This window comes from Streptomyces sp. YJ-C3, from assembly GCF_053891275.1.
Genome location: NZ_CM132685.1, coordinates 7,001,507 through 7,014,509 on the forward strand (window position 1 = coordinate 7,001,507; position 13,003 = coordinate 7,014,509).

The following is a 13,003-nucleotide window of genomic DNA, read 5'->3' on the forward strand; positions in this document are numbered from 1 at the left end:
CGGCCGCGGGACGGCTCAGTAGTGCGTTCCGCCGTCGACGCGGATCTCCGTGCCGGTGATGAACCTGCCGTCCTCGGACGCCAGCATGGCGACGACCCCGGCCACGGCCTCGGGACCGGCGAAGCCTTCGCCCAGGGCCGGCGCGAGCTTGGTGAACAGGCTCCAGTCGGTGTCCTCGGGCAGGCCGGGGCCCTGGCTCTGCCCGCTCTGTCCCGACCCGTCGGTCATGCCGGACGCGATGGAGCCCGGCTGCACGGCGGTGAACCGGATGCCCTGCTTGCTGTACTCGGCGGCCAGCGCGTGCGTCATCGACTGGATGCCGCCCTTGCTCGCCGCGTACGCCGCCATGTACGGGTGGGCGAACATCGCGGACGTGGAGCTGAAGTTGACGACGGCCGGGCCGTTGCCTTCGAGGAGCGCCGGTATCGCCTCGCGGATCATCAGGAAGGTGCCGGTCAGGTTGACCGCGATCACCCGGCCGAAGTCGGCGAGCGACGTCTCGTGGGTGTGCGAGGAGCGCAGGATGCCGGCCGCGTTGACCAGCACGTCCAGGCCGCCGAGGACGTCCACGGCGGCGGCGACGCCCGCGCGCACGGAGGCCTCGTCGGCGATGTCGACGACGACGGTGGTCAGGCGGTCCGCGGCGGCGCCCGCCTTGGCGGCGGTGTCCTGGAGGCCGGCCTCGCTGACATCGGCGGCGACGACCGTGCCGCCCTCCTCCAGCAGGCGCAGCACCGTGGCCTGGCCGATGCCGGAACCGCCACCGGTGATCAGTGCGCGGCGTGCTTCGTAGCGGTTCATGTCGTCTCCCTGCGGTGTTCGGTGCGGCGTTGCACGTGGCTTCACAGTACGCCCATGTGGCACGTTTTGCCATGACGGCTATTCGTGCCATACCAGTCCTCCGGGGACTACGCTTCGACCTGTGAACCGACCTCTTTCGCTGACCGAGCGCCGCAAGGCCGCGACGCAGCTCGACATCGCCCGCGCCGCGGTGGAGCTCTTCACCGAGAAGGGGCCCGACGCCACGACGGCCGAGGAGATCGCGGCCCGCGCCGGGGTGGCCCTGCGCACCTTCTACCGGTACTTCCGCAACAAGCAGGACGCGGTCGGACCGCTGCTCGCCTCGGGCGGTGACCGGTGGCGCGCGCTGCTCGCCGCCGCGGAGCCGGGGACCCCGCTGCCCGAGGCCCTGGAGGCGGCGGCCGTGGCCTCGCTGGCACCGTCGGACGGCACGGCGCAGGAGGGCCTGCGCCAGACGCGCGTCCTGCTGCGCGCGGCCCAGGACGACCCGGCGCTGCGGGCGGTCTGGTACCGGGTGAACCAGGAGTCGGAGGAGCAGTTGCTGCCGGTCGCCGAGCGGCTCGTCGGGGCGGACGCGGATCCGCTGGAGGCCCGCCTCGTGGCCGCGGCGGCGACCGACGCCATCCGGGTGGCGCTGGAGGTGTGGGCGGTCTCGGACGCGGGGGTGACCGGGGCCGGTTCACCGGCCGAGCTGGTGGTGCGGTGCATCCGTGAGCTGACCCCGGGGCTCGGCACAGGCGCGGACCCCTCCGCCCGATAGGCGTGCGCACGCGTCCACGCCCCTGCGTCGACCGGTCGCGCCGCCCCCCGCGCCCTTGACGGGGCGCACTCGGTGGCGCCCGTGTGCCCCCGTGCCGCCCCGACGCGCGACTGCTCTTGACTCCGAGTGGACTTAGCCTCGACCCGAACTCGGGTATTCCGTGGCCTTGTTGAGGGCATGACGCCCTCAACATGAGCCGCCATCAGCCGCGCAACTCCGGGAGGGGCACGTGCTTGAGCCCGCACACGCAGAATCGGGGGCCGTCGTCGTCGTAGGGGCCGGGGTCGCGGGACTCTCGGCCGCCCAGCACCTGACCAGGGCGGGAGCGAGAGTCCTGGTCCTGGAGGCCGCCGGAGGCGTGGGCGGCCGCATGTCCACCGAGAAGGTCGACGGGTTCCGTCTGGACCGGATCGGACAGCCGCTGTCCACCTCGTACCCCGAGCTGCGCCGGACGCCCGGTCTGGACGGTCTGGCGCTGCGCGTCTTCTCGCCCGGCGTGCTGGTGCACAGCGAGGGCCGCCGCCACCGCACGGGCGAACCCGCCGACCCCCGGCGCGCGAGGGGCGCACTCAGCGCGGCACGCGCCCTGGCAAGCGCTCCTCGGCCGCCGCGCGGCGTCCGGCCCCCGCTCGGCGGTCCTCTGGACCATGCCCGGCTGGCCGCGGCGCTCGCCCGGCTCGCCGCCACCGAGCCCGCCCGCCTGCTCGCCCGTCCCGAACTCCCGATCGGGCGCGCCCTGCCGGATCGCGGCATGCCCGCCAGAACCCTGCACGGCTTCGTCCGTCCGCTGCTGTCGGCGCTGCTGTGCGATCCGGACCTGACGACGTCCAGCCGCTGCGCCGATCTCGCGCTGCACGCCTACGCGGCGGGCCGGCTCGCCGTGCCGGAGGGCGGCGCGGACACGCTCCCCGAGCTGCTCGCGGCCTCCCTGCCCGCCGGCACGGTGCACACCGGCGTCCGGGTCACCGCCGTCGCCGCGCGTTCCGTGACCACCGCCGAGCACGGTGAACTCACGTGCCGCGCCGTGGTGTTGGCGACCGACGCGGTCGCCGCCGCCGAGCTGCTGCCCGGCCTGCGCGTGCCCGCCTTCCACCCGGTGACGGTCGTGCACCACGCGGTGCCCGAGCCGCCGCTCACCGAGCCCGCGCTGCTGCTCGACGCCGACCGGCTCGGACCCGTCGCGCACACCTCCGTCATCAGTCAGGTCGACCCGACCCGCGCCCCGGCCGGACGCGCGCTCGTCTCGTCGACCGTGCTCGGCGCGCCGCCCTCCGACCACGAACTGCGGACCCATCTGGCCGCGCTGTACGGCACGTCGACCGGCTGCTGGGAGACCCTCGCCGTGCACCACGACGCGCGCGCCGTGCCCGCGATGCCCGCGCCGCACGACCCGCGCCGCCCCGTGCGGCTCCTCGACGGCCTGTACGTGTGCGGGGACCACCGGGACACGAGCACGGTGCAGGGCGCGCTCCGCTCGGGCCGCCGGGCGGCCCGAGCGGCTCTGGCGGACCTCGGGGCGGCCGGGCCCGCCCGTGCGGAGCCGGACCGGGAGGGGGCCGTCGGCGAGGCGGCCTGAGGGCGCCCGGCGCCTCCCCCGGGACGCGCCGGGCCTCCCGTCGCCCCGCTCACCTGAACCGCGCCCGCTCCCGTGGCACGATCCGGGGGCGGGCGCCCCCATGGAGTCGCCGCCTCACCCCAGCGCGGCGATCTTCTCCCGGTACCCGCGGACGGGCCCCGCGTCGCGGTACGGCTCCAGCCGCCGCTCGAACTCCCGGACGTACTCGTGCGCCCGCACCGAGCGCATGTCCGCCGCGGCGGCCGCCGCCTCCGCGCCGAGCGCGCACGCCGAGTCGAGCTCGCCGAGGCCCAGGCGCGCGGAGGCGAGCACGACCCGGCAGAACAGCCGGCTGCGCGCGAACCCGGGCGCCCGCAGCTGCAACGACCGCTCCGCGTGCTGCGCCGCGGCCCGGTACTGCTGGAGATCCCGGTGGCAGTGCCCGAACTCGTCCGCCAGCTGCGCCTCGTCGAAGAACCGGGCCCAGTGCGGCACGTCGTCGCCGGTCCGCGCCGCCTCGAGGGCCCGCTCGGCCCGCACCAGCGACGCCGTACAGGCCCGCACCTCGCCCAGCACGCCGTGCCCGCGCGCCTCCACGGAGTGCAGCAGCGCCTGCACCAGGGGCGGCGCCGCGACCCCGACCCCCTGCTGCGCGACCCGCGCCAGCTGCACCGCCTCGCGGCCGTGCCCGAGATAGACGGCCTGGCGGCTCATGGTGACCAGGACGTACGAGCCGTACATCCGGTCCGCCGCGGCCTGCGAGAGGCGCAGCGCCTGCACGAAGTAGCGCTGGGCGAGCCCGTGCGCCGCGATGTCGTACGAGGTCCAGCCCGCGAGCCGGGTGAGGTCGGCGACGGCGCCGAACAGCCGCCGCCCGGTCTGCTCGCCGTACGTGCCGCGCAGCATGGGCTCGGCCTCGTGCTCCAGGTACCGCACCAGGGCCTGCCGCGCGTGCCCGCCGCCGTAGGCGTGGTCGAGGGCGCGGAACAGTTCGCCGACCGAGCGCAGCGCGGCGATGTCGCCGCCCGTCACCCGGTGCCCGGGCCCGCGCTCGGTCTGGGTGCGCTGCCGGGGCACGGCGGGGCGGCCCTGCAGCGGGACTCTGGGGGCGGCCTCGCCGCGGGCGACCCGGTCGTCGGCGCGGCCGATCAGCCAGTCGCGGCTGGGCACGACGAGCCCGGCCGGGGTGAACGCGATCTTGCGCAGCTCGGCGTGGCTGCCGGAGTCCTTGCGCCACAGGCCGCTGACGATGTCGACGGCCTCCTCGGGCGATCCCGCGAACTCCAGGCCCGCGTAGACGGGCGCGCACGCGTCGAGCCCGAGGTCCTGGGCGGACAGGCGGCGGCCGAGGCGGCGGGTGAACACCTCGGCGATCAGCGCGGGGGTCGTGCCGCGCGGCTGCTGCCCGCGCAGCCATCTGGTCACCGATGTCTTGTCGTAGCGCAGGTCCAGACCGTGTTCGAGCCCTAGCTGGTCCACGCGGCGCGCGAGGCCCGCGTTGGAGAACCCGGCCTCCGCGATGAGCGCGGCGAGCTGGCGGTTCGGTGTGCGCTGCGGAGGTCGTTCCGTCATCAGCTGTGCGGTCTCCTGCCTTCCGGGCCGGGGTGCAGCCCTCATGGAACGGCGCGAATGTAGCGGCGATATCCGCCCCCCACCGGGCCTTCCCGAGGCCTTCATCCGATCGTGTGACGAACGCCGTCCGGAGTGGACAGGACAGGCCGGTCCGGAGGCTCCCTCCGGTCGGTCATACGATGCTTGTGCGCTACACCCGGAAGTACCCGGAAGGTTTGTCCCGTGCCTCACATCGTCATCGACTACTCCGACGGCCTCGCCGGCACGGTCGACGTACCCGCCCTCGTGGCGGAGCTCCACCCCCTCGTCGTCGAGCGCGTGCGCTCGGTCGGCGTCGGCAAGACGTTCGCGCGCCCCTCCGCGACATACGTGGACGGGGCGGCCGCCCCCTTCGTGCACGTGGAGGTCGGGCTGCTCCCCGGCCGCCCGCAGGCCCTCAAGGCCGCGCTCTGCGAGGACGTGCTCGGGCTGCTCGACAAGCACCTCGGGGCCTCGTCCGGGATCACCGGGATCACGTGCTCGGTCGAGGTCAGGGACCTGGACGCCTCCTACCGCCTGTTCCCCACGCACTGAGCCCGATCCGGGCGCCGTACAGTGGTTCGGGGCGCGATATATGCACGGTGAAGCTTGTAAGGGAGGCACTTGCCGTGAGTGAGTTCCGGTTCGTCCGCATGGGGTTCGGTGCGGACATGGTCGAGTACCAGGTCGCGTGGGACGAGCAGCGCCGTGTGCACGCCGCCCGTTTCGCCGACGAGGTGCCCGACACCTGCCTGCTCCTGGAGCACCCGCCGGTCTACACCGCGGGCCGGCGCACCGCGCCCGAGGAGCGCCCGCTGGACGGCACCCCCGTCATCGACGTGGACCGCGGCGGCAAGATCACCTGGCACGGCCCGGGCCAGCTCGTCGGCTACCCGATCCAGAAGCTGCCCCGCCCGGTGGACGTGGTCGCGCACCTGCGCCGCCTGGAGGACGCGATGATCGCGGTCTGCGCCGAGTTCGGCATCGAGGCCGCGCGCGTCGAGGGCCGGGCGGGCGTGTGGGTCCTCGGCGACCCGATCGAGCGGCGTACGAACCTGGGTGGCCTGTCCCTGGACTTCGACCCGCGCCTCAGCAGCGAGGACGAGGAGTTCGACCACCGCCTGGTCGGCCCCGAGTACGCGCCGTCGAACGCGGGCCAGCGCCACGAGGACCGCAAGATCTGCGCCATGGGCATCCGCGTCGCCAAGGGCGTCACGATGCACGGCTTCGCGCTGAACGTGAACCCGGACACGTCGAACTTCGACAAGATCATCCCGTGCGGCATCCGCGACGCGGGTGTGACCTCGCTCTCGTACGAACTCGGCCGCGAGGTCACGATGGACGAGGTGCTGCCGGTCGCGGAGAAGCATCTGCAGGACGTCCTGGGGAACGCGGCGCTCAAGCCGCGCGTCATCGAGAAGGCCACCGCCTGACCGTCCCGGTGGGGAATGCGCCCCGATGGCCAGAGGTTGGCCACCCGTGAGGGCCATGAACATCACGGGCGTACCCTGATGTACGCCGAGGAATCAAAGCTTTAGGGAGCCGGTCGTGTCCGCAGTCGCACCCGACGGACGCAAGATGCTGCGCCTGGAGGTCCGCAACAGCCAGACCCCCATCGAGCGCAAGCCCGAGTGGATCAAGACCCGGGCGAAAATGGGCCCCGAGTACACGAAGATGCAGAACCTCGTGAAGTCCGAGGGCCTGCACACGGTCTGCCAGGAGGCGGGCTGTCCCAACATCTACGAGTGCTGGGAGGACCGCGAGGCCACGTTCCTCATCGGCGGTGACCAGTGCACCCGGCGCTGCGACTTCTGCCAGATCGACACCGGCAAGCCCGAGGCCCTCGACCGCGACGAGCCGCGCCGCGTCGGCGAGTCCGTCGTCACGATGGACCTGAACTACGCCACGATCACCGGCGTCGCCCGCGACGACCTGGAGGACGGCGGCGCCTGGCTGTACGCGGAGACGGTCCGCCAGATCCACGCGCAGACCGCGGACCGCGCCGACGGCCGCACGAAGGTCGAGCTGCTGGCCCCGGACTTCAACGCGGAGCCGGCGCAGCTGGCCGAGGTCTTCTCCTCGCGCCCCGAGGTCTTCGCGCACAACGTCGAGACGGTGCCGCGGATCTTCAAGCGCATCCGCCCCGGCTTCCGCTACGACCGCTCGCTCAAGGTCATCACCGAGGCCCGCGAGTACGGCCTCGTGACGAAGTCGAACCTCATCCTCGGCATGGGCGAGGAGCGCGCCGAGGTCAGCGAGGCGCTGCGCCAGCTGCACGAGGCCGGCTGCGAGCTGATCACCATCACGCAGTACCTGCGCCCCTCCGTGCGGCACCACCCGGTGGAGCGCTGGGTGAAGCCGCACGAGTTCGTGGAGCTGAAGGAGGAGGCCGAGCAGATCGGCTTCTCCGGCGTCATGTCGGGCCCACTGGTCCGCTCCTCGTACCGCGCCGGGCGCCTGTACCAGATGGCTATCGAGAAGCGCGGCTCGTACGTCGCCTCACAGGCGGTCTGATCGTCCGGTGAGGCGAGCGTGTGAATTCACGCACAAGTGACTACTGTCTGGTAGTGACCGTGACGACGCGGTCCTGACCGTCCCCGCAGATGAGGGCGACCGTCAGGGCCGCGTCAGCGTTTGAGGCCCGAACGTCAAGGCTTCATTGGCGTTTGACCGTCCGGTCACGCCCTGGTAACACCAATCAGTGACTCTGAAATCACGCCCCGTACACCTTTCGCCAGGGCCGTGATCCGACCTCGAGGGGGGACCTCAACGATGCAGGCCGCGCCCGTTCGCGCCACCGCCATCCCGACCTTCACCGACGCGCTGCGCGCCGTGGAGTCGCTGCTCATGAGCAGCGGCCAGCGCACCGCTCGCCGCAATGCCTGGACCTCCGTGCTGGAGGACCGCCGTCGTGCCAAGGACCGGGTCGAGGCCCAGCGCGTCCTCGAAGCGGTCTCCGCCCGGGGCTGACCCGCCCCGGGGCCGGTGCTGCTGTTCATCAGCCGTCCCCGGCCACGTAGACTTCAAGCATGGCGAGGAAGGAACCTGCAGCGGACGCTGCAAACACCGGGCGGCTCAAGCAGATCGCTCTGACCTACAAGATGACCCGCAAGGCCGATTCGAAGATCGGTCTTGTACTCGCGGCTGTGGGAATCGTCACCTTCGGTGTCTTCCTCGCGATCGGTTTCCTGATCGGTCACCCCATCTATCTCGGAATTCTCGGCCTCCTGCTCGCCTTCCTCGCGATGGCGATCGTCTTCGGGCGCCGTGCCGAGCGGGCCGCCTTCGGGCAGATGGAGGGCCAGCCCGGCGCGGCGGCCGCGGTGCTCGACAACGTCGGGCGCGGCTGGACGACGACGCCCGCGGTCGCGATGAACCGCAGCCAGGACGTCGTGCACCGTGCGGTCGGCAAGGCCGGCATCGTGCTGGTGGCGGAGGGCAACCCGAACCGGGTGAAGTCGCTGCTGGCGGCCGAGAAGAAGAAGATGGCCCGCATCGTGGCGGACGTCCCGGTCCACGACCTGCTCGTCGGCAACGGCGAGGGCCAGGTCCCGCTGAAGAAGCTCCGCACCACCATGCTGAAGCTGCCCCGGGTGCTCACCGGGCCCCAGGTGACCGCGACCAACGACCGGCTGCGGGCGATGGGCGACCTGATGGCGAACATGCCGTTGCCGAAGGGTCCGATGCCGAAGGGGATGCGGATGCCGAAGGGTGGCGGCAAGATGCGGTGACGTTTCGTCGCCGCCTGACCTGTGAAAAGGCGCCCCGAGCTTGTGCTCGGGGCGCCTTTTCGTCTGCCGGGCCTTGGTGCGTCGGCGGGTGCGGCTTGCGTCGTGGCTGGTCGCGGACCACGACGACTCAGATGACGACTCGGATGACGACTCAGATACGGACCTCGACGGACCTGGCCAGCCGGTCGTGCAGGCCACGCCCGTCCCGGTCCCAGATCAGCGCGGGGACGGCCACACACAGCAGCACCGTACGGACGACGACCCGCCCGGCACCGAGCCGCCCGCCCGCCTCCGAGACGACCCGCAGACCGAAGATGCGCTTGCCCGGGGTGGAACCGATGGTGCCGACCGTGAGGACGCCGAGGACGAAGAAGATGAGCAGCGCCCAGTTCCCCGTAGCCTGGTTGTAGCCGTGCGTCACCAGGCCGTATGCGATCAGCATGCACAGCGCCCAGTCGACCACGAGGGCTCCGATGCGTCGCCCGGGACGGGCGATGGAACCGGGGCCGTGCTCGGGCAGACCGAGCTGTTCTCCGCGGTACCCGAAGTCCGCGCCCGACTGTTCCAGTGCCTCGCGGGGCCCGGACAGCCACGATCCCATTGCTTCCCTGTTGTCCACGCATCAACGGTACTGCGCCGCGCCGCGGGACCCTCCCCGCCCCCTGGTCCGGTTAACTTCGGCGAAACAAATGGGTCATGCTTGAGAAATCACGTCTGCCTATGGTCAGGTCCAGCGTGTGCCACCGCACTGGCCTCACGACCGAGCTGCAAACCCCGCCCTGCCCCGGGTGGGAGTAGGAGGAGTTGGATGTTCCAGAACGCCGATGACGCCAAGAAGTTCATCGCGGACGAGGACGTCAAGTTCGTCGACGTCCGCTTCTGCGACCTGCCGGGTGTGATGCAGCACTTCACCGTGCCGGCTGCGGCGTTCGACCCGGCAGAGGAACTGGCCTTCGACGGCTCCTCGATCCGTGGTTTCCAGGCCATCCACGAGTCCGACATGGCGCTCCGCGCCGACCTGTCCACCGCGCGCGTCGACCCCTTCCGCCGCGACAAGACGGTCAACATCAACTTCTTCATCCACGACCCGATCACGGGCGAGCAGTACTCCCGTGACCCGCGCAACGTGGCGAAGAAGGCCGAGGCCTACCTCGCGTCGACCGGCATCGCCGACACCGCGTACTTCGGCCCCGAGGCCGAGTTCTACGTGTTCGACTCGGTCCGCTTCGAGACCTCCGCCAACCGCTCGGTCTACGAGATCGACTCCGAGGCGGGCGCCTGGAACACCGGCGCCGTCGAGAACAACCGCGGTTACAAGGTCCGCTACAAGGGCGGTTACTTCCCGGCCCCGCCGGTCGACCACTTCGCCGACCTGCGCGCGGAGATCTCCCTCGAGCTGGACAAGAACGGCCTGCAGGTCGAGCGCCAGCACCACGAGGTCGGCACGGCCGGCCAGGCAGAGATCAACTACAAGTTCAACACGCTGCTCGCCGCGGCCGACGACCTGATGCTCTTCAAGTACATCGTGAAGAACGTCGCCTGGCGCAACAACAAGACCGCGACCTTCATGCCGAAGCCGATCTTCGGTGACAACGGCTCGGGCATGCACGTCCACCAGTCGCTGTGGCAGGGCGGCTCCCCGCTCTTCTACGACGAGCAGGGTTACGCGGGTCTCTCGGACATGGCCCGCTACTACATCGGCGGCATCCTCAAGCACGCGCCGTCGCTGCTCGCGTTCACGAACCCGACCGTGAACTCGTACCACCGCCTGGTCCCCGGCTTCGAGGCCCCGGTCAACATGGTCTACTCGCAGCGCAACCGCTCCGCCGCGATGCGCATCCCGATCACGGGCTCGAACCCGAAGGCCAAGCGCGTCGAGTTCCGCGCTCCCGACCCGTCCTCGAACCCGTACCTCGCGTTCTCGGCGCTGCTCATGGCGGGCCTCGACGGCGTCAAGAACAAGATCGAGCCGGCCGAGCCGATCGACAAGGACCTCTACGAGCTGGCTCCCGAGGAGCACGCGAACGTCCAGCAGGTCCCGACCTCGCTCCCCGCGGTCCTCGACGCCCTCGAGGCGGACAACGAGTACCTGCAGGCCGGCGGCGTCTTCACGTCCGACCTGATCGAGACGTGGATCGACTACAAGCGCACGAACGAGATCGCCCCGATCCAGCTGCGGCCGCACCCGCACGAGTTCGAGCTGTACTTCGACATCTAAGAAAGCCACAGGCAGGAGCGGACCTCCGCTCCCCTGGGCCGTCTGTGGGCCGTCGGCCGTGTTCTTCCGGGTTCGGAAGGCGCGGCCGACGGCCTTTTTGTGACCCTCCGTGGTGCCTGCGGCCCCCTCCTCCTCCCTCAGGCGCAAAGCGCACATAAGGCCTAAAATCGGCCGGAGTCCACCCACTGCGGAAGCCTCGGAGGAGTGCCGTCATGAGCAATCTGTTCGTCGTCGCCTACAACGACCTCGCCACCGCCGACCAGGTCCGGGACAAGCTGCTGTCGATGTCCAAGGAGCACCTCGTCGAGCTCGAGGACATCGTGGTGGTCGAGCGGCGGGAGAGCGACGGGAAGATCAAGCTGCACCAGGCCGTGAACCACACGGCGACGGGCGCCGCGGGCGGGGCGCTGTGGGGCAGTGTCATCGGGCTGCTGTTCCTCGTGCCGTTCCTGGGGGCCGCCGTGGGGGCCGCCGCCGGTGCGGCCGGCGGGGCCGTGACGGACACCGGGATCAACGACGACTTCATGAAGGAGCTCAGCCAGAATCTGCGGCCGGGCGCCGCCGCGCTGTTCGTTCTGGTGAAACAGGCCGCGCAGGACAAGGTCGTGCCGGAGATCGCCGCGTACGGCGGGCAGTTGGTGCAGACGTCGCTGAGCCACGAGGAGGAGGACGCGCTGCGCGAGATGGCGCAGGCCGCGCAGGCGAAGGCCCGGGCCGCCGGGCAGGAGGCGCCGGCCGCTTCGTGACGGACCGGGCGGCTACTGGCCGCCGAGGTCCTCGCGGCCCGCGATGATCTCGCGGGACACGTCCGCGACCTTGCGCTGGTGGGAGCGGGCGTAGCGGCGTAAGCGCTCGAAGGCCTCGTCGAGGGTGAGGCCGTTGCGGGCGGCGAGGAGCCCCTTGGCCTGTTCGACGACGACCCGGCTGGACAACGCGTGCTCCAACTGGCCTGCCAGGACCCGGCTCTCGGTCACCTCGCGCTGGAGGGAGAGCGTGTGGGCGGCCGCCTCGGCGAAGGAGCGCGCCAGCGACAGGGCCAGCTCGTCGAGCCGGACTCCCCTGGCTCCGAACAGGACAAGGGCGCCCATCGAGCCGTCCTTGGCGATCAGCGGAAGTGCGGTGACGCGGCCATGCCCCAGGGCTGTGGCGCGCGCGGTCCAGCGCGGCCAGCGGGCGTGCGTCGGCTGCGTGGTCACGTCCACGTCGATGAGGGCGCAGCCCGTCGTACGCACGTCGTAGCCGGGTCCCTCCGGCCAGCCGGCGGCGTCCGCGGCGAGGGCGCGCAGGGCCGGGTCGGTGCCGTCGGTCAGGACGGTGGCGTCACTGGCCGCGTACTGCACGATCGCGCCGGGCGCGTCGAACAGCCTGCGGCCGCCCTCGGCCAGGGTGGCGAGCAAGGACTGGGTGTCGAGCGGATCCCGTGCGGCCTCTCCTGCCAACTGGGCGAAGACGTCGGCGAGTTCCTGCTCCTGCAGTGTCACGGTAGAAGGCCTCTCAGCCGAGTCTCAGTTGTCCTCGGACGATATCGCGGGCGACATCCCCGACGGGGCGCCCGTCGGCGAACGCCCGGGCTTTGACCAATTCCAGTGCATCCGCGACCTGACATTGCACTTGGACGGCGGTCACACCCGCGGCCTGGTGCACCACGGCGCGGTAGTCGACGCCGCCGAACAGGCCCGGTATCGCGTCCTGGCCGAGCAGAACACTGCGGGTCAGCGCGTCGGCGACCTCGGCGAACTGCGCCGTGGACGTCGTGCTGGGTTTCGGGTCGAAGACCGCGAGGGCACCGATGCAGTCACCGGGCACCTGGAGCGGCACGGCCACCACTTGGCCGATTCCGAGCGCCTCGAGGGCCGGGCCGTAGCCCGGCCAGCGGAAGCCCAGAGCGGAGCCCGACACCTCGACCGGACCGCGTGCGGTCACGGCGTCCCGCGACGGCCCTTCACCGAGGACGAACTCCAGGTCCTGCGCGGAGCGTGACGGCTGGTCGGACGAGGCGGTCGCGACCTGGTTGGACTCGCCGTCGACGAGGGTCACGGCGACGCTGCTCGCGCCGCATGCCTCGGCGACGCCCGTCATGAACAGGGGCGGCGGCCCGCCGTCGCGGACCCACTGGCCCGCTCGGCGGGCGTGCGCCTCCAGGAGCTCCGCCGCGACCACGTGGCGGGACCCGGTGGTGCGGTGCATGTCGGCAAGACGCACGTACACCGAACCCGAAGCGCCTTTCGTCAGCGCCTCGTAGCGCCGCGCGAGGCGGAAAGCACGGTCGGCGCGCTCACGCGCCCGCCTCGCACGCTGCCAGGCGAGCATGGCCTGTGCCGACGAACCGGCCCTGAGCTCCATGTCGC

General features: G+C 71.6%; 14 protein-coding genes. 9 read left to right on the top strand and 5 right to left on the bottom strand.

Annotated features, from left to right (window positions below; all coding sequences use genetic code 11):
- Nucleotides 1-15: 15 nt before the first annotated feature.
- Nucleotides 16-801, bottom strand: a complete 786-nt coding sequence (locus ACVHNB_RS31485; RefSeq protein WP_428955133.1) for an SDR family NAD(P)-dependent oxidoreductase — start codon at nt 799-801, stop codon at nt 16-18.
- Between the two features lie 121 nt (nt 802-922).
- On the opposite strand from ACVHNB_RS31485, the gene ACVHNB_RS31490 reads away from it, so the two are divergent.
- Together ACVHNB_RS31490 and ACVHNB_RS31495 are read left to right on the top strand one after the other, a co-directional pair.
- On the top strand, nt 923-1,561 hold the full coding sequence (locus tag ACVHNB_RS31490) for a TetR family transcriptional regulator (RefSeq protein ID WP_428955132.1): 639 nt from the start codon (nt 923-925) through the stop codon (nt 1,559-1,561).
- Nucleotides 1,562-1,790: 229 nt separating this feature from the next.
- Nucleotides 1,791-3,137 (top strand): NAD(P)/FAD-dependent oxidoreductase, encoded by a 1,347-nt coding sequence (locus ACVHNB_RS31495; protein WP_428955131.1) that lies wholly within the window; start codon nt 1,791-1,793, stop codon nt 3,135-3,137.
- A 114-nt stretch (nt 3,138-3,251) separates the two neighbouring features.
- On the opposite strand, the gene ACVHNB_RS31500 is transcribed toward ACVHNB_RS31495, so the two are convergent.
- Entirely contained in the window at nt 3,252-4,688 is a 1,437-nt protein-coding gene (locus ACVHNB_RS31500; RefSeq protein WP_428955130.1) for a regulator, read from the bottom strand.
- A 222-nt stretch (nt 4,689-4,910) separates the two neighbouring features.
- Between ACVHNB_RS31500 and ACVHNB_RS31505 the strand changes: the two genes are divergently transcribed.
- From ACVHNB_RS31505 to ACVHNB_RS31525, 5 genes are all read left to right on the top strand, one after another.
- The gene (locus tag ACVHNB_RS31505; RefSeq protein WP_428955129.1) at nt 4,911-5,261 is read left to right on the top strand and encodes a 5-carboxymethyl-2-hydroxymuconate Delta-isomerase; all 351 of its coding nucleotides are present in this window, start codon (nt 4,911-4,913) and stop codon (nt 5,259-5,261) included.
- 74 nt (nt 5,262-5,335) lie between these two features.
- A complete protein-coding gene (gene lipB, locus ACVHNB_RS31510) occupies nt 5,336-6,139 on the top strand; it encodes a lipoyl(octanoyl) transferase LipB (RefSeq protein ID WP_428955128.1) in 804 nt (267 codons plus the stop codon).
- A gap of 115 nt (nt 6,140-6,254) precedes the next feature.
- Complete coding sequence (lipA, locus tag ACVHNB_RS31515) at nt 6,255-7,220, top strand: lipoyl synthase (protein ID WP_428955127.1); 966 nt, start codon at nt 6,255-6,257, stop codon at nt 7,218-7,220.
- Nucleotides 7,221-7,478: 258 nt separating this feature from the next.
- The gene (locus tag ACVHNB_RS31520; RefSeq protein ID WP_428955126.1) at nt 7,479-7,676 is read left to right on the top strand and encodes an SCO2195 family GlnR-regulated protein; all 198 of its coding nucleotides are present in this window, start codon (nt 7,479-7,481) and stop codon (nt 7,674-7,676) included.
- 59 nt (nt 7,677-7,735) lie between these two features.
- The gene (locus tag ACVHNB_RS31525; protein ID WP_428955125.1) at nt 7,736-8,437 is read left to right on the top strand and encodes a DUF4191 domain-containing protein; all 702 of its coding nucleotides are present in this window, start codon (nt 7,736-7,738) and stop codon (nt 8,435-8,437) included.
- A gap of 151 nt (nt 8,438-8,588) precedes the next feature.
- Here the strand turns inward: ACVHNB_RS31525 and ACVHNB_RS31530 are convergent, their stop codons facing one another.
- Complete coding sequence (locus ACVHNB_RS31530) at nt 8,589-9,056, bottom strand: RDD family protein (RefSeq protein WP_456226401.1); 468 nt, start codon at nt 9,054-9,056, stop codon at nt 8,589-8,591.
- 189 nt (nt 9,057-9,245) lie between these two features.
- On the opposite strand from ACVHNB_RS31530, the gene glnA reads away from it, so the two are divergent.
- Together glnA and ACVHNB_RS31540 are read left to right on the top strand one after the other, a co-directional pair.
- On the top strand, nt 9,246-10,655 hold the full coding sequence (glnA, locus tag ACVHNB_RS31535) for a type I glutamate--ammonia ligase (RefSeq protein ID WP_428955123.1): 1,410 nt from the start codon (nt 9,246-9,248) through the stop codon (nt 10,653-10,655).
- Between the two features lie 212 nt (nt 10,656-10,867).
- A complete protein-coding gene (locus tag ACVHNB_RS31540; RefSeq protein WP_428955122.1) occupies nt 10,868-11,401 on the top strand; it encodes a DUF1269 domain-containing protein in 534 nt (177 codons plus the stop codon).
- A 12-nt stretch (nt 11,402-11,413) separates the two neighbouring features.
- On the opposite strand, the gene ACVHNB_RS31545 is transcribed toward ACVHNB_RS31540, so the two are convergent.
- Together ACVHNB_RS31545 and ACVHNB_RS31550 are read right to left on the bottom strand one after the other, a co-directional pair.
- Nucleotides 11,414-12,136, bottom strand: coding sequence for an ANTAR domain-containing protein (locus tag ACVHNB_RS31545; protein WP_428955121.1), 723 nt, complete (start codon nt 12,134-12,136; stop codon nt 11,414-11,416).
- Between the two features lie 13 nt (nt 12,137-12,149).
- Nucleotides 12,150-12,998, bottom strand: coding sequence for a GAF and ANTAR domain-containing protein (locus ACVHNB_RS31550; RefSeq protein WP_428955120.1), 849 nt, complete (start codon nt 12,996-12,998; stop codon nt 12,150-12,152).
- Between the last annotated feature and the right edge of the window lie 5 nt (nt 12,999-13,003).

What these genes read in the sequence shown, in the direction of transcription:
- ACVHNB_RS31520 (WP_428955126.1), top strand. Translation starts at nt 7,479, where the DNA reads ATGCAGGCCGCGCCCGTTCGCGCCACCGCCATCCCGACCTTCACCGAC.
- ACVHNB_RS31485 (WP_428955133.1), bottom strand. Translation starts at nt 801, where the DNA reads ATGAACCGCTACGAAGCACGCCGCGCACTGATCACCGGTGGCGGTTCC.
- ACVHNB_RS31540 (WP_428955122.1), top strand. Translation starts at nt 10,868, where the DNA reads ATGAGCAATCTGTTCGTCGTCGCCTACAACGACCTCGCCACCGCCGAC.
- glnA (WP_428955123.1), top strand. Translation starts at nt 9,246, where the DNA reads ATGTTCCAGAACGCCGATGACGCCAAGAAGTTCATCGCGGACGAGGAC.
- ACVHNB_RS31500 (WP_428955130.1), bottom strand. Translation starts at nt 4,688, where the DNA reads ATGACGGAACGACCTCCGCAGCGCACACCGAACCGCCAGCTCGCCGCG.
- ACVHNB_RS31550 (WP_428955120.1), bottom strand. Translation starts at nt 12,998, where the DNA reads ATGGAGCTCAGGGCCGGTTCGTCGGCACAGGCCATGCTCGCCTGGCAG.
- ACVHNB_RS31525 (WP_428955125.1), top strand. Translation starts at nt 7,736, where the DNA reads ATGGCGAGGAAGGAACCTGCAGCGGACGCTGCAAACACCGGGCGGCTC.